General features: G+C 64.5%; 16 protein-coding genes and 1 pseudogene. 3 read left to right on the plus strand and 14 right to left on the minus strand.

Features of this window, described 5'->3' with window-relative positions; genetic code table 11:
* Nucleotides 1-17: 17 nt before the first annotated feature.
* Nucleotides 18-893, minus strand: a complete 876-nt coding sequence (locus AC1DOX_RS00425) for a pirin family protein (RefSeq protein ID WP_441623766.1) — start codon at nt 891-893, stop codon at nt 18-20.
* Nucleotides 894-1254: 361 nt separating this feature from the next.
* Between AC1DOX_RS00425 and rpoH the strand changes: the two genes are divergently transcribed.
* Nucleotides 1255-2190, plus strand: coding sequence for an RNA polymerase sigma factor RpoH (rpoH, locus tag AC1DOX_RS00430; protein ID WP_092135777.1), 936 nt, complete (start codon nt 1255-1257; stop codon nt 2188-2190).
* Between the two features lie 84 nt (nt 2191-2274).
* Here rpoH and AC1DOX_RS00435 read toward each other — a convergent pair whose 3' ends face one another.
* The 5 genes from AC1DOX_RS00435 to AC1DOX_RS00455 all read right to left on the minus strand — a co-directional run bounded on the left by AC1DOX_RS00435 (nt 2275) and on the right by AC1DOX_RS00455 (nt 6451).
* Entirely contained in the window at nt 2275-2889 is a 615-nt protein-coding gene (locus AC1DOX_RS00435) for an SCO family protein (RefSeq protein WP_441623764.1), read from the minus strand.
* 103 nt (nt 2890-2992) lie between these two features.
* The gene (cyoE, locus tag AC1DOX_RS00440; RefSeq protein WP_441623762.1) at nt 2993-3919 is read right to left on the minus strand and encodes a heme o synthase; all 927 of its coding nucleotides are present in this window, start codon (nt 3917-3919) and stop codon (nt 2993-2995) included.
* Between the two features lie 8 nt (nt 3920-3927).
* Nucleotides 3928-5031, minus strand: coding sequence for a COX15/CtaA family protein (locus AC1DOX_RS00445; RefSeq protein WP_441623760.1), 1104 nt, complete (start codon nt 5029-5031; stop codon nt 3928-3930).
* Nucleotides 5032-5037: 6 nt separating this feature from the next.
* Nucleotides 5038-5694, minus strand: a complete 657-nt coding sequence (locus tag AC1DOX_RS00450; RefSeq protein ID WP_441623758.1) for an SCO family protein — start codon at nt 5692-5694, stop codon at nt 5038-5040.
* A gap of 10 nt (nt 5695-5704) precedes the next feature.
* Nucleotides 5705-6451, minus strand: a complete 747-nt coding sequence (locus AC1DOX_RS00455; protein ID WP_441623756.1) for an SURF1 family protein — start codon at nt 6449-6451, stop codon at nt 5705-5707.
* A gap of 66 nt (nt 6452-6517) precedes the next feature.
* Here AC1DOX_RS00455 and AC1DOX_RS00460 point away from each other — a divergent pair, with 66 nt between their 5' ends.
* The gene (locus tag AC1DOX_RS00460; protein WP_092135767.1) at nt 6518-6727 is read left to right on the plus strand and encodes a twin transmembrane helix small protein; all 210 of its coding nucleotides are present in this window, start codon (nt 6518-6520) and stop codon (nt 6725-6727) included.
* A gap of 138 nt (nt 6728-6865) precedes the next feature.
* Here AC1DOX_RS00460 and AC1DOX_RS00465 read toward each other — a convergent pair whose 3' ends face one another.
* The 8 genes from AC1DOX_RS00465 to AC1DOX_RS00500 all read right to left on the minus strand — a co-directional run bounded on the left by AC1DOX_RS00465 (nt 6866) and on the right by AC1DOX_RS00500 (nt 13634).
* Nucleotides 6866-7726 (minus strand): cytochrome c oxidase subunit 3, encoded by an 861-nt coding sequence (locus AC1DOX_RS00465; RefSeq protein ID WP_092135766.1) that lies wholly within the window; start codon nt 7724-7726, stop codon nt 6866-6868.
* Nucleotides 7727-7857: 131 nt separating this feature from the next.
* Complete coding sequence (locus AC1DOX_RS00470; RefSeq protein ID WP_441623753.1) at nt 7858-8070, minus strand: DUF2970 domain-containing protein; 213 nt, start codon at nt 8068-8070, stop codon at nt 7858-7860.
* A gap of 1 nt (nt 8071) precedes the next feature.
* Entirely contained in the window at nt 8072-8665 is a 594-nt protein-coding gene (locus tag AC1DOX_RS00475) for a cytochrome c oxidase assembly protein (RefSeq protein ID WP_441623751.1), read from the minus strand.
* Between the two features lie 39 nt (nt 8666-8704).
* Complete coding sequence (locus tag AC1DOX_RS00480) at nt 8705-8851, minus strand: cytochrome oxidase small assembly protein (RefSeq protein WP_176860894.1); 147 nt, start codon at nt 8849-8851, stop codon at nt 8705-8707.
* A gap of 90 nt (nt 8852-8941) precedes the next feature.
* Nucleotides 8942-10549 (minus strand): cytochrome c oxidase subunit I, encoded by a 1608-nt coding sequence (gene ctaD / locus AC1DOX_RS00485; RefSeq protein ID WP_092135760.1) that lies wholly within the window; start codon nt 10547-10549, stop codon nt 8942-8944.
* Nucleotides 10550-10591: 42 nt separating this feature from the next.
* Nucleotides 10592-11869: a cytochrome c oxidase subunit II gene (coxB, locus tag AC1DOX_RS00490; protein WP_092135758.1), complete on the minus strand. Its 1278-nt coding sequence runs from the start codon at nt 11867-11869 to the stop codon at nt 10592-10594.
* A 61-nt stretch (nt 11870-11930) separates the two neighbouring features.
* Nucleotides 11931-12446 (minus strand): DUF2244 domain-containing protein, encoded by a 516-nt coding sequence (locus AC1DOX_RS00495; RefSeq protein WP_092135757.1) that lies wholly within the window; start codon nt 12444-12446, stop codon nt 11931-11933.
* A gap of 249 nt (nt 12447-12695) precedes the next feature.
* Nucleotides 12696-13634, minus strand: a complete 939-nt coding sequence (locus AC1DOX_RS00500) for a methyltransferase domain-containing protein (RefSeq protein WP_441623748.1) — start codon at nt 13632-13634, stop codon at nt 12696-12698.
* A gap of 150 nt (nt 13635-13784) precedes the next feature.
* Here AC1DOX_RS00500 and AC1DOX_RS00505 point away from each other — a divergent pair.
* Nucleotides 13785-14416: pseudogene (locus AC1DOX_RS00505) on the plus strand (ComF family protein).
* Nucleotides 14417-14512: the final 96 nt, after the last annotated feature.

Genomic DNA, 14512 nt, shown 5'->3' on the forward strand with positions numbered 1-14512 from the left:
GCTCGGCTTGCGTCCGCTTATGACCGGCGCGGCGGCAGCGGAATGCGCTCGGTTTCGCCCGGCACATGCGGAAACTGGTCGTCCTGCCAGCGCTGGGCAGCCTCTTCGATGGCTTCCTTGCTGCTTGCCACGAAATTCCAGTAGATAAAGCGTCGGCCGTCAGTCGGATCGCCACCCAGCAGCATCACGCGCGAGGGGATCGTCGCCGTGATCGTCACGCTCTCGCCCGGCACCAGCACGACGAGGTGCTCGGCCGGCAGGGTCTCGCCATCGAGCGTCAGGTTGCCTTCGACCGGATAGACACCCCGCTGGACGTGCTCGGGCGGAATTGCCAGGCTGGCCCCGGCATCCATCTCGATCGCCACATAAAGCGTCCGGCTGTACACCCTGACCGGGGACTCGGCGCCGAATGCGTCACCGGCGATCACCGTCATCCGGACGCCAGGCAGCTCCAGCTTGGGGAGGGTCGCCCCCGGGTGATGATGGAACGAGGGCTGATCGTTCTCGTGCCCCTTGGGCAGTGCCACCCAGGTCTGAATGCCATGCAGCCGCGGGCCGGCTTCGCGGGCGCCGTCGGGCGAACGCTCCGAATGCGTGATGCCGCGGCCGGCCGTCATCCAGTTCACGTCGCCGGGCCGGATCACCTGTTCGCTGCCCAGGCTGTCCCGGTGCATGATTTCCCCCTCGAACAGGTAGGTGACGGTCGCCAGGCCGATATGAGGATGCGGGCGCACATCCATGCCATTGCCGGGAGGCATCGCCACCGGCCCCATGTGATCGAAGAAGATGAATGGTCCAACGGTCTGGGTGGTGGCGGCGGGCAGCAAGCGCCGCACCGTGAATTCGCCGATGTCCCGCACATGGGGCTTTAGCAAGTGTTCGATGGCAGACATGACGGGTACTCCGTGGATGAGATAAACGTTGTGGGTGAGATCAGAAAACAACTCGAGTGTAGCGAATCGCGCAATACAGAATCCCGGAATCGAAGCGAAACTGACGGGCTCCGCTCCCCTCTAATCCTCGTACCCCAGACGGCCTGCCCGCAAGTCCTTATCGGACGCGGCATGCCGATTCGGGCGATAGTTTCTGCGCTATTCGAAAATGCCTTTTGATCGTCGGGAACTATCACCCCTATAACTTCTCCAACTTAGCACTCACCCGGCCTGAGTGCTAATATGCGTTGCAATGCGGTGTCCCTTCGTTTTTGACGGGACACACCGGCAACCCACCGCCGGATGCGAAAGGAGCAATTGAGTGAACGCAGTCCTGTCTGCCGATCAGAATCAAGTTTCCCGCCGTCTGCCGACGGCGCCCCAGAGTACCGCCGCGGCCAGCTTCGCGCTGACGTTTCCCGGCACGCTGGGGAATCTGGACAGCTACATCCAGGCTGTCCACCGTATTCCGCTGCTCACCCACGAGGAAGAGCAGCGTCTGGCACGTGACCTGCGCGACACGGATTCCGTCGATGCCGCCCGTCGCCTGGTGATGTCCCACCTCCGCCTGGTGGTGTCCATCGCGCGTCAGTACCTGGGCTACGGCCTGCCGCACGCGGACCTGATCCAGGAAGGCAACATTGGCCTGATGAAGGCCGTGAAGCGCTTCGACCCGGATCAGGGTGTGCGTCTCGTGTCGTACGCGATGCACTGGATCAAGGCCGAAATCCACGAGTACGTGCTGAAGAACTGGCGCATGGTCAAGGTGGCGACCACCAAGGCCCAGCGCAAGTTGTTCTTCAATCTGCGCAGCCACAAGCAGGGTGCTCACACCTTCACGCCCGAACAGGTGGAAGCCGTTGCGCGCGAGCTCAACGTGAAGCCCGAGGAAGTGATGGAGATGGAAACCCGCCTGTCGGGCGGCGACCTGGCGCTGGAAGGCCAGATCGATGACGGCGAGGAGGAATTCGCCCCCATCGCCTATCTGGCGGACAACCATAACGAGCCGACTCGCGTGCTGGAGGCCAAGCGCCAGGACCGCATGCAGGTGGAAGGCCTGGAAGAGGCCCTGGAGCGCCTGGACGCGCGTAGCCGCCGCATCATCGAGGCACGCTGGCTGGACGTGAACGACGACGGCTCAGGCGGCTCCACGCTGCATGAGCTGGCCGACGAATTCGGCGTCTCCGCCGAGCGCATCCGCCAGATCGAGGCGGCCGCGATGAAGAAGATGAAGGGTGCGCTGGCGGCTTTCGCCTGATTCCACCGCTGCAGCAAAAACGAAGGGCCGGTCATGTGACCGGCCCTTCTTGTTTCGGCGCGCGCCTGGCGGCGCCTACGCGTCCTACGAGAGCAGTTCCTTCAGGTCGTGAGCGATCGGCTCCGGGCCTTGGCCGTGGCGGATGAACAGGCGCAGCTGGCCGTTCGGATCAAAGACATAGCTGCCCGCCGAATGATCCATCGTGTAGTTATTGGGCGACGTTCCCGGCACTTTGGCGTAGTAGACCTTGAAGTCCTTGGTCACCTTCTTCAGCGCCGCCTCGTCGGCAGGGCGCAGGCCCAGGAAGCGCGCATCGAAGGCCGGAACGTACTGGCCCAGCAACGCGCCGGTATCGCGCTCCGGATCCAGGGTCACGAACAGCACCTGCACCTTGTCCGCGTCCGGCCCGAGTTGCTCCATGACGGCCTTCAGCTCGGCCATGGTGGTCGGGCAGACATCCGGGCAATGCGTGTAGCCAAAGAACATCACCACGGCCTTGCCCTTGAAGTCCGCCAGCGTGCGGGTCTTGCCGGCCGGATCAGTCAGGGCGAAGTCCTTGCCGAACTCGGTGGCGCCGGAGATATCGACATTGCGGAACGAGGGCTTCGGTTGCCCGCAGGCAGCCAGCAAGGCCGTGCAGAGCGCCAGCAGGCAGAAGCGGCGGATCATGGCCAGGAGGCCTTGGGAAGAGGTCGGCATGCGCGGTCGTCGGGAAAGGTTGCCCGGAAGTATCGCCGATGGAACCGGCACTGGCCTCCGGGCGCGGCAAGATGCCGCAGGACATGGCCCCCGCGGGCCGTGCTCAGACCTGCGGCACGAACTTGAAGTAGTGATCCACCAGCAGCGCGGCAAACAGCAGCGACAGGTACAGGATCGAGTAGCGGAAGGTGCGTTGCGCCAACCCGTCCGAATAGTTGCGGAACAGCTTCCAGGCGTAGCCGAGGAACACCAGCCCCAGCCCCAGCGCGGCCACCAGGTAGATGTAGCCGCTCATGCCGTACACGAACGGCAACAGCGTGGCGGCGATCATGACGAGCGTGTACAGCAGGATATGAAGCAGCGTGTAGCGCTCCCCGTGGGTGATCGGCAGCATCGGCAGGCCGGATTTGGCGTAGTCCGCACGGCGATACAGCGCCAGCGCCCAGAAGTGCGGCGGCGTCCACGTGAAGATGATCAGCACCAGGAACCAGGCCTCGGCCGGCACCGTACCGGCGACGGCGGCCCAACCCAGCGCGGGCGGCATGGCGCCCGACAGGCCGCCGATGACGATGTTCTGCGGCGTGGCCGGCTTCAGCAGGATCGTGTACACCACCGCATAGCCCAGGAACGTGGCGAAGGTTAGCCACATCGTCAGGTCATTGGCAAACACGTGCAGCAGCCACATGCCCGCGCCACCCAGGATGGCCGAGAAGATCAGCGTCTGCGTGGTGGTGATCTCGCCCGTGGCGGACGGCCGCCACGCGGTACGGCGCATCAGCGCGTCAATCTTCTGTTCGACCAGGCAATTGATGGCGAACGCCGCGCCGGCAAGCAGCCAGATGCCGGCGGCACCACCGATCAGCACGGACCAAGGCACCATGCCGGGCGTGGCCAGGAACATGCCGATGACAGCGCAGAAGACCGCAAGCTGGGTCACGCGCGGCTTGGTCAGGGCGGCGTATTGGCGGGCCAGATGACGTAATCGGCCCACGGAAGAGTGGGGGTGGGTAGCAGTAACCACGGGGGGCATCTTGTCCTTCATGTGGCGCGCGCGGCAATGGACGATTGGGCGGCGGCGCCGGCGAAACGGGTCGCGAGGCCGATATTGTAGTTGAGACGGAGCAACAGCATCAGCAGCAGGGCTGCTCCGCCGTTATGTGCGACCGCCGCCACCAGCGGCCAGTCGAACACGATATTCGACATCCCCGTGGCCAGTTGCAGCGCCAGCACGGCCAACAGCCATCTGGCATGACGGGCGAGCCCCTCGAGCCGGCGGGCCCGCAGCCCGAACCAGGCCAGGTAGCCCAGCACCACGAAAGCAAAGCCGCGGTGTACCCAGTGGATGGCCACCAGCGCGGCATGCGGGATGTAGTCGCCATCCGCCGTCATGCCAAGCTGGCGCCAGAGCGTGAAGCCATGACGGAAGTCCATCTCCGGCACCAGTTGCCCGTTGCAGAGCGGGAAGTCCGTGCAGGCCAGCACCGCGTAGTTGGTGCTGACCCAGCCGCCCAGGAAGATCTGGATCACCAGCAGCACGATCCCGATTGCGCCCGCCCACCGCAGCGATGCTGCCTGCGGCGCCACCACATGCGGCGGATCGTTACGCGACCCCAGCCAGATCAGCGACGCCAGCAGCGCCATCGCCAGCAGCAGGTGGGTGACGACGATGACCGGTTGCAGCTTCATGGTCACGGTCATCATGCCGAACGCGCCCTGCACGCAGACCAGCACCAGCACGCCCGTGGCAAACCACGGCGACTGCTTCAACTCGCGGCGCTTGACCCAGGCCAGCACCATCAGGGAGATGATGAGCACCCCCACCGCCATGGCGAAATAGCGATGGATCATTTCGATCCACGCCTTCGCGAGCGTCACGGGGCCGCTGGGCAGCGCCGTTTCGGCGGCACGGATCGGCTCCATGGCCGCGTGCGGATTCGAATGGCCATAGCAGCCCGGCCAGTCCGGGCAGCCCAGGCCCGAATCGGTCAGCCGGGTAAAGCTGCCGAACATGATGAGGTCCAGCGTCAGGAACGCCGTGATCCAGACGAGCTTGCGGTATTTGTCGCGGTCACCGCGCACCAGTACGTAGGACAGCGGCAGCAGCGCGATCAGGATGCCGATGATGGCGAGTTGGAGCAGCATGGAAAATCAGCCAATTCGGGAATACTTGAGCAGCTTCTTCAGGTCACTGCTCATCTGCTTGGGGTCAGGCTCCTTCGGCCAGCGCATCATCAGGTTGCCCAGCGGGTCGACCAGGAATACCGCGTCTTCGATGCGCGCGCCGGACTCCGCCGGCAACCACTGCCGGATCGTCTCGCGATCCATGCGCAGGAACCGCACACCCGCATAGGGTTCGTTGTAGGCAGTGGAGAGCCGCTCGTCCACGGCGCCGTTGTCGGAAATCAGCCAGACCGGCACGATCCGCTCGCGGCCTTCGCCCTGCCCCGCGCGAATCTGGCGCATCGTGAAGAGCTTTTTCGCGCAGGCTTCGTCACAGGCCGACGGGTCCGTCATCACCATCAGCCACTTGCCCCGGAACGCCGCCAGCGGCACCGACTCGGCGCGCTCGTTGGCAACCTGGACGGCCGGCATGGGCCGTTGCGGATCGATCAGCGTGCCGTAGTTGGTGCTGCCGCCGGTCGGCTTGATCACGTAGAACGTGAAGTACGAAAAAATCACCGGCGATGCGCAGACCAGCAGCAGCATCAGCATCTGCAGGCGGCCACGGCGCGTGCGCGCGTCGATGCGGGAATCCGGCGGGGCCGTAGGGTCTTGCTGCGACATGGAGTTCGTCTGTACGTTCATCGTTCGGTTGTCAGTTCTCGCCGCGCCGCGCGCGGCGCCAGCCCAGCACGCCCACCAGCACCGCGGTCAGCGCGGCCAGGCCGAACCACTGGAAGGCGTATCCGTAGTGGCGATCGGCACCAAGATCGGCCGGTGCCCAGTCGCGCGCCAGCCCGTCGCCATTATCCGTGGCCTGCTCGATCACGAGTGGCAGCAGCGGCGCGCCGATTTCCTTGCCATACGCGTCCAGGTCGACATTCTGACGGATCTTTCGCCCGGCCTCTGCGGAAGCGTCCTGCCCGAGGCTGTAGACGCGCGGAACCGCCGCCAGCGCGGTGCCTTCCAGCGTGATCTCGCCCGACGGCGTCTGAAACGGCGCGATGCGCGTACGGTCCTGTACATCGCGCGGCAGCCAGCCCCTCAATACCAGCACGCTGCCCCCGCCGCCCGCAAGCTGCAGCGGGGTCAGCACGAGGAAGCCGGCGCGACTGTCGGTGCCATTGCCGTGCGGGCGATTGTCCAGCAACACGGTCTTTTCCGCATCGAGACGGCCACGCGCGCGAACGCGGCGGTCAGCCAGTTGCCTCACATCGCGATGGCCCGCGCCGAGTTCCTCCGGCGGCTGCGCCGCCAGCGCGGCCAGGCGCGCGGCACGGTCGATCTTCTCGTGCGCGCGCCTCAGTTGCCAGTTGCCCAGCGCGCACGTGACGGCGATCACCACCAGCGCCGCCACCATCGGCACCGGACCCGGCGCACGCCACCCCCTGCGGGTCGTCACGACTTCCCCCCGGCCACCACGGTGCGATAATGACGACTTCCGAGAGCGGACCCCATCACGGCCCCCATGCGCTTCGTCATCGTCGTTGCCTTCATCCTGATCATCGGCAGCCTTGCCTCCGCGCTATTTTTCATGATGCGCGACCGGGGCCGCACGCCCAACATGATGCGATCGCTGATGTTCCGCGTCGGCTTCTCCGTGGCGCTGTTCCTGTTCATCCTGTTTTCGCACTGGATGGGATGGATACAAAGCACCGGCATCCAGATGTCGCCGTGAGCATTGCAGGCTCCGCAAAAAAGAAGCGCCGCTGAGGAGGTCTCTCGCGGCGCTTCTTTTTTGTACTGCATGCACAGCGGGCGCGGGAGAATCTCCCGACATCCGCCGCAATCGGTCGCAATCCGTCGCGTTGACGGCTTACAGCCAGTACACCACCACGTAGAGACCGAGCCAGACCACGTCCACGAAGTGCCAGTACCAGGCGGCGCCTTCGAACGCGAAGTGATGCTCCGGCGTGAAATGCCCACGCAGTACGCGGCCCAGCACCACCGCCAGCATGATCGCGCCCATCGTCACATGGAAGCCGTGGAAGCCGGTCAGCAGGAAGAACGTCGAACCATAGACACCCGAGGTCAGCTTCAGGTTCAGTTCGTGGTACGCGTGCATGTACTCGTAGACCTGCAGGCACATGAAGATCGCGCCCAGCAGGATGGTCAGCACCAGGCCCTGGATCAGCTGGCTGCGCTTGCCGGCCAGCAGCGCGTGGTGCGCCCAGGTCAGCGTTACACCCGAGGTCAGCAGCAGCGCGGTGTTGATCGTCGGGATCGGCCACGGGCCCATCGTCTGGAAGCTCTCCACCGTACCCGCCGGGCCAACGTTGGGCCACACGGCCGCGAAATCCGGCCAGATGATCTTGTTGTTCAGGTCACCCAGCCACGGCATGGCGATGGTGCGGGCATAGAACAGCGCGCCGAAGAACGCCGCGAAGAACATCACCTCCGAGAAGATGAACCAGCCCATCGACCAGCGAAACGACACGTCGATGTTCTTGCCGTACAGGCCGCCTTCGGACTCGCGGATGGCATCGCCAAACCAGCTCTTGAGCACGAACAGGAACCACAGCAGGCCGAAACCGCACAAATACGGCGCCCACGGTTGCCCGTTGACCCAACCGGCAGCGCCGGCGCCAGTCATCAGCAGGCCGAATGCCGCCGTGATCGGATGGCGCGACGGGCCCGGTACGAAGTAGTACGGAGCGTTTGCGCGATTCGCACTCATTCTTCTATCTCCAGCTCAGAGTCTTTGATTCAGTGGTCGTTATCCGCACATCCGGCCCCAACGGCTGGCCGGCGGCGTGCTCTACTTTCTTATCTTCTGTCCAACCCTGCTCCGCGTGCGACCGCGGTCTCCTACCCCACCACGGCGCGCACGATGCCGATCAGTATCGCCACGAACACCGCCACGGCAATCAGCCCGGCGATGATCACGTGCACCGGATTCAGGCGCGCCATGTCGGTCTCATGCTCAGACCCCTTGCGCAATCCGATGAATGACCAGAGCACCGCCCGCATGGTCTGCATGAACGATGCCTTGCGATGCACCGGATCATCCATGTTGTCCATCTCAGCTACCCTGCCCCGGGGCTTCCAACTCGCCCTGCGGCGCCTGCGCGACCGGCGTGCCGACCTCGAAGAACGTGTACGACAGCGTGATGTTCTTCACATCCTTCGGCAGGTTCGGATCGATCACGAAAACCACCGGCATCTCGCGCGCCTCGTTGGCCTTGAGCGTCTGCTGCTTGAAGCAGAAGCACTCCACCTTCTTGAAGTACTCCGTCGCCTGCTTTGGCGCGTAGCTCGGGATCGCCTGCGCGGAAATATCGCGCGACTGCCCGTTGGCCACTTCGTACACGATCGTCGTCAGCTCGCCCGGATGGACCTCCATCGAATTCTTCACGGGGCGGAACGCAAACGGGCCGCGCGCGTTGGAATCGAATTCGACGGTGATCGTCCGGCTCTTGTCGATCTGCGTGTTCTTCACCGATCCGCCATACAGATCGCGCGTGGTCACCACGTTGAGGCCGGTGAGGTCGCAAATCTTCTTGTACAGCGGCACGAGCGCATAGCCAAAGCTGAACATCAGACCCACCACCACCAGCAGCCGCAACAGCATGCCGCGGTTGAAGCGCTTCTCGAGAGCCTTGTCCTGCGCGTCCACGCCAGTCTCCTGCTTCCGTACTGCTACGACTTGAAGGTTTCAGCCGCCAAGGAACACCATCTTGGCAAAGAATCCCAGGAAGAAGACCACCACGATGGACAGGAGGATCAAGCCCAGCCGGCGGTTGGCGGCTTGCTGCGTGGCTTGACGGTCCTGCTGTGACGGGCTTTTTTCTGAGGGCTGCATGTCGATACCTGCTCGGGCGCCGGGTGCATGGGCATCCTGCCCACGCACCCGTTGCCAGTTACTGTCTGCTGCGTGATACCTGGCCGGGCATTACCTGACCCGCGGCGGCTCTTCGAAGGTGTGGAACGGAGCCGGCGACGGCACGGTCCACTCCAGGCCTTCGGCGCCATCCCACGGCTTGTCGCCGGCCTGCTGGCCGCCACGGTACGACGGCAGCACCACGAAGAAGAAGAAATACACCTGCATCAGGCCAAAGCCCAGCGCACCAATCGACGCGATCGCGTTGAAGTCCGTGAACTGGGTCGGATAGTCCGCATAACGACGCGGCATACCGGCCAGGCCCAGGAAGTGCATCGGGAAGAAGGTCACGTTGAAGAAGATCAGCGAACCCCAGAAGTGGATCTGGCCGCGGGTCTCGTTGTACATGAACCCGCTCCACTTCGGCCCCCAGTAGTAGAAGCCCGCGAACAGCGCGAACAGCGAACCGGCCACCAGCACGTAGTGGAAGTGCGCCACGATGAAGTACGTGTCCTGCAGCTGGATGTCGATCGGGGCGACGGCCGGCATCAGGCCCGTGAAGCCGCCGATCGTGAACACGAAGATGAAGCCGATCGCGAACAGCATCGGGGTCTCGAACGTCATCGAGCCGCGCCACATCGTGGCGATCCAGTTGAAGATCTTCACGGCCGTCGGCACCGCGATCAGCATCGTCGCGTACATGAAGAACAGCTGGCCGGTCACCGGCATGCCGGTCGTGAACATGTGGTGGGCCCACACGATGAACGACAGGATGGCGATGGAGGCCGTGGCGTACACCATCGAGCTGTAGCCGAACAGACGCTTGCGCGCGAAGGCCGGCACGACGTGCGAGACGATCCCGAACGCCGGCAGAATCATGATGTAGACCTCGGGATGGCCGAAGAACCAGAAGATGTGCTGGTACATCACCGGGTCACCGCCACCGGCTGCCGAGAAGAAGCTCGTGCCGAAGTGGCGATCGGTCAGCACCATGGTGATGGCGCCGGCCAGCACGGGCATCACGGCGATCAGCAGGTAGGCGGTGATCAGCCAGGTCCAGCAGAACATCGGCATCTTCATCAGCGTCATGCCGGGGGCACGCATGTTGAGGATGGTCACGATGATGTTGATCGAGCCCATGATCGACGATGCACCCATGATGTGCATGGCGAAGATGGCCATGTCCATGCCGGGGCCCATCTGCACCGACAGCGGCGCGTACAGCGTCCAGCCGGCGGCGGTGGCGCCGCCCGGGACGAAGAACGATCCGACCAGCAGCAGCGCGGCGGGCGGCATCAGCCAGAAGCTGAAGTTGTTCATCCGGGCAAAGGCCATGTCGGATGCGCCGATCTGCAGCGGGATCATCCAGTTCGCAAAGCCGACGAAGGCCGGCATGATCGCGCCGAACACCATGATCAGGCCGTGCATGGTGGTGAACTGGTTGAACAGTTCCGGGCGGAAGAACTGCAGGCCCGGCTCGAACAGCTCCAGGCGGATCAGCAGGGCCAGCACGCCGCCCGAGAGCAGCATCGTGAACGAGAACAGCAGGTACAGCGTACCGATGTCCTTGTGGTTGGTGGCAAACAGCCAGCGGCGCCAGCCGTGCGGATGATCGTGTGCGTGATCATCGTGGGCGTGATCGTGCGGATGACCCAGTGCTTCCGGGGTAGCGGTACTCATCGCGATGACTCCTGAATTCCTGAATGCGGGTGCTTCCGCGGGTCAGCCTGCGACGCGGTTGCCCGCGAGGCTGGCCTGCTTGTCAGTGGATGCGGCGGCCGGCTTGGCCTGGGCCTTGGGCGAGGCATCGCCTGCGCCGGCCGTGGGTGCGCCACCGCCCTCGGGGAACTTGCCCGCACGGGCGTTCACGAAGTCAGCCGGCTGGATCACCTCGCCGGTCCGGTTGCTCCAGCTGTTGCGCGTGTACGTCATGGCCGCGGCCAGCTCGGTATCGGAGAGCTGCTTCCACGACGGCATGCCGCCCTTGCCTTCCAGCAGGATGTGCATCTGGCCGGCCTTCGGCCCGTTCACGACCTTGGAGCCGTCGAGCGCCGGGAACGCGCCGCCGCCCTTGCCGTTCGGCTGGTGGCAGACCGCGCAGTTGGACGCATAGACCTTCTCGCCCCGGACCTTCATCTCGTCGAGCGTCCAGGTCTTGTTGGGATCATCCGCCGCCGCAGCCAGGGCCTTCTTCTTCTCGTCGACCCACTTGGTGTAGTCGGCGTCAGACACGACGCGCACGACGATCGGCATGAAGGCGTGTTCCTTGCCGCACAGCTCCGCGCACTGGCCGCGGTAGATACCGGTCTTCTCGGCCTTGAACCAGGTGTCGCGCACGAAGCCCGGGATGGCGTCCTGCTTGACGCCGAACGCCGGAATCATCCACGCGTGGATCACGTCGTTGGCCGTCGTGACGATACGGATCTTCTTGTTGACCGGCACCACCAGCTCGTTGTCCACCTCCATCAGGTAGGTGTTCGATTTTTCCTGCTGGTTGTTGATCTGCTCGCGCGGCGTGGTCAGCGTGGACACGAAGGAAATCCCCTCGCCCTGGCCCTTCAGGTAGTCGTAGCCCCACTTCCACTGGTATCCGGTGGCCTTGATGGTGATGTCGGAGTTGGTGGTGTCCTTCATCGCGACCACGGTCTTGGTGGCGGGCAGCGCCATCGCAATCACGATCAGGAACGGGACGATGGTCCAGACGACTTCGACGGTAATGCTTTCGTGGAAGGATGCCGACTTGGCGCCGCGGCTCTTCCGGTGCGTGAAGATGGAATAGAACATCACGCCGAACACGGCGACGAAGATCACCGTGCAGATGATCAGCATCATCCAGTTCAGCCAGTGAATCTGTTCGGCGATTTTTGTAACGGGTTCGGTCAGGTTCAGCTGTCGGACGGCGGGGCCGCCTGGCATGTCACTGACCGCGGAGGCCGCCTGGCTGACAAGCAGGGACGCGCCTGCCAGACATGCTGCGGATGCCTTCTTCCACATTTTCATTGTTTATCTACCCAATTTACAGATTCAAATCTGTCCCCGCCCTGCCCGGCATCCCGTCCATTCAGACGCGATGCAAGGCCGCTGCGAGTTCCTGCGCGAACTTGCGTCGCCGCCTCGGGTCCAGATAACACCCCACCCGCACGGCTCGCTTGTCCGACCGCAAGACCACCAGCGCCCGGAACGATTCACCCAGTTCGACCCGCACCCAGCGCGGGTTGAATTCCTCACGCGTGACCCGCGTGGCACTGGCTGTCTCCACGACCAGTATCCCGTCAGTCACACTCACGCGTTCATAATCCGCCGCATGGCGCGCATACACCAGCAGGGCAATCCCCAGCCCAAGCAGCTCCAGCCCGGCAAACGGCAGCACGAGCCAGGCCCCCTGCCACACGGCAAGAAACACCGCGATGGCAGTCGAGAAACATACGATGGAGAAGTAAAACCAGCCGACCTGGCGTGGAGACAGCGAGCAATTTCGCTTCATCAGCCAGTCGTTGCTCGGCAAGGGAGGTCGTCCGTCGAGATTTCCGCCGGAGTCACCTACTGCCGTCTGGAATGCGATACCCAAGTCTTGCATCGCCAACCACTCTGCATCGGATGCACACCCGGGACGAATGGCGCTCCCGTCCGGCACGTGCGAAGTGCATTCCGGGGGCGTTCTTGTGCCAGGGGACCACTGCGACAAACTGGCGCATTATATGGCGCTTCGCATACTCGAACAAGGCCGGATTTGACCGCAGCGCTTGCGCTATTCAAATTTTTGTGCATGACCTCGACGCGCGCGATAGTCAACACAATCGATGCCCGCGGATTGTCGGGCGACCGCTTACCGGCGTGGCTGCGCGCGACCGATTTTGTCGACCGGCACGACGGCGCGACCCTGGTCGTCGACCGCCTGCTTGCCGCGAGGCGCCAGCTTCCACGCGTGGCCGTAGACAATTTCGAACGTCAGCGGGATCACGCCATCGGCATTGCGCTGACGATCCAGCGCGGCCAGCACGGCGGCATGCCAGCGGCGTCCGCGCAGGCCCGCCGGGCCGGGACGGCGGAAGCCGCCGAACGCCTGAACTTCGCGCAGCAGCGTCTCGGGCGATTCATAGGTCACGGTCAGCGTCTCCATGTCCATCACCGGCGTCGACCAGCCGCTGTGAACCAGCATGTCGCCAATGTCATGCATGTCGACGAAGCGCAGCGTATGCGCATCGAGGTCCACCTCGGCAAACGCCGCGCGCAGTTCACGCAGCGTGTCAGGGCCGAACAGCGAGAACAGCACGAGGCCCTCGTCGCAGGTGACGCGATGCCATTCCGGGAACACGCGATGCGGCTCCGGATGCCAGTGCAATGCCAGGTTGGACCAGAGCAGGTCAAAGCTGGCGGCGTCGAAGGGGAGTGTGGCAAGATCGCCCTGCACCAGGTCGAACATGGGGCGCTTGCCGAGCATGCGTCCGATCCAGCCGGGCCTGCGCTGCGGATCACGCTGCCCGGCCTGCCGCAGCATCTCGCCTGACACATCCAGCCCTGCAATCTGGGCATCAGGAAAGCGGGCGCGCAGCCCCGCCAAGCCCTGGCCATGACCGCAGCCGATATCGAGCGCCCGGCGCGGCGCCAGCCGGATGACTTCCATCCGCTCCTGCATGCGCTGGCCAATCTCGCCCAGCAGGAAATCGAGCTGACCAAACCTGGCGCTACGGCGATCAAAGGCAAGCCGGGTCAGCCGCGCAGGCGGCAACCAGGCATCAGGGGAATTGGTGGCATGCAGGGACACGGACAAGCTGGGCAACAAGAGACGGATCGGCGGGCGCTGCGACAAAGTGTCGCACGCGGAAAAATGTCGGCTGCGCATGGCGCACCGACAACAGGAGCGCAAGTATACGCGCCCGCCGCGCAGGGTGCCGGCAGCGGCATCGGCCAGCGATTGGTGGCGGGCCTGTGGCGCACCTTGTTGCCGTCAGCCTGCGCGCTGTGCGGTGCCGTGCAGTCGGAAGTGGTCTGTGCGGCGAGTGCGGAGATCGCGCTTCAGCCAACGCCGCGCTGTCCGCGCTGCGCCAGTCAGGACGATGCCCGCGGACCTGTGCCCGCTTGCCATGCCTGCCTCGCCTGTGTCGACGACGATCCGCTCGATGCGACGCGGACGCTCGGGGACTACGCGAGCCCGCTCGACACCCTGGTGCTCCGCCTGAAATTCGGGGCCGCGCTGCCCCTGGCGAAATGGATCGCCGCCCGGCTGGCCGATCGCCTTTGCGCCGCGTCCGACACGTTTCCCGACGTACTCGTCCCCGTGCCGCTGTCGCCGCAGCGGCTGGCGGCACGCGGATTCAATCAGGCGTGGGAGATCGCCCGCCCGCTCTCGCGCCGGCTCGGCATCCGCGCCGGGCCAACCTGCGCGACGCATTCGCGGTCAGACACGATGAGCGGCTCGACGGATTGCATATCGGCCTGGTCGACGATGTCATGACGACGGGCGCCACGCTGCGGGAAGCCGCCCGTGTGCTCAAGGCGCACGGGGCCTCACGGGTCACCGCACTACCCGCCTTGCGCACGCCCTGACCGGGCATTCGGTGACAACAGTGACAATGATCCGGTAGCTGCCGCTCCGTGACAGTCACTGCGCCGCACGGTAAGCTGCGCTCCGGTTTTCCAGCC

It is taken from the genome of Cupriavidus sp. 01L415 (assembly GCF_056400065.1).

Excerpts from the sequence above, each read along its gene's own strand:
- AC1DOX_RS00460 (WP_092135767.1), top strand. The coding sequence starts at position 6,518 with ATGCGCTTCGTCATCGTCGTTGCCTTCATCCTGATCATCGGCAGCCTT.
- AC1DOX_RS00480 (WP_176860894.1), bottom strand. The coding sequence starts at position 8,851 with ATGCAGCCCTCAGAAAAAAGCCCGTCACAGCAGGACCGTCAAGCCACG.
- ctaD (WP_092135760.1), bottom strand. The coding sequence starts at position 10,549 with ATGAGTACCGCTACCCCGGAAGCACTGGGTCATCCGCACGATCACGCC.
- AC1DOX_RS00495 (WP_092135757.1), bottom strand. The coding sequence starts at position 12,446 with ATGCAAGACTTGGGTATCGCATTCCAGACGGCAGTAGGTGACTCCGGC.
- AC1DOX_RS00435 (WP_441623764.1), bottom strand. The coding sequence starts at position 2,889 with ATGCCGACCTCTTCCCAAGGCCTCCTGGCCATGATCCGCCGCTTCTGC.
- AC1DOX_RS00445 (WP_441623760.1), bottom strand. The coding sequence starts at position 5,031 with ATGCTGCTCCAACTCGCCATCATCGGCATCCTGATCGCGCTGCTGCCG.
- coxB (WP_092135758.1), bottom strand. The coding sequence starts at position 11,869 with ATGAAAATGTGGAAGAAGGCATCCGCAGCATGTCTGGCAGGCGCGTCC.
- AC1DOX_RS00470 (WP_441623753.1), bottom strand. The coding sequence starts at position 8,070 with ATGGACAACATGGATGATCCGGTGCATCGCAAGGCATCGTTCATGCAG.
- AC1DOX_RS00465 (WP_092135766.1), bottom strand. The coding sequence starts at position 7,726 with ATGAGTGCGAATCGCGCAAACGCTCCGTACTACTTCGTACCGGGCCCG.
- cyoE (WP_441623762.1), bottom strand. The coding sequence starts at position 3,919 with ATGCCCCCCGTGGTTACTGCTACCCACCCCCACTCTTCCGTGGGCCGA.
- AC1DOX_RS00425 (WP_441623766.1), bottom strand. The coding sequence starts at position 893 with ATGTCTGCCATCGAACACTTGCTAAAGCCCCATGTGCGGGACATCGGC.
- AC1DOX_RS00450 (WP_441623758.1), bottom strand. The coding sequence starts at position 5,694 with ATGAACGTACAGACGAACTCCATGTCGCAGCAAGACCCTACGGCCCCG.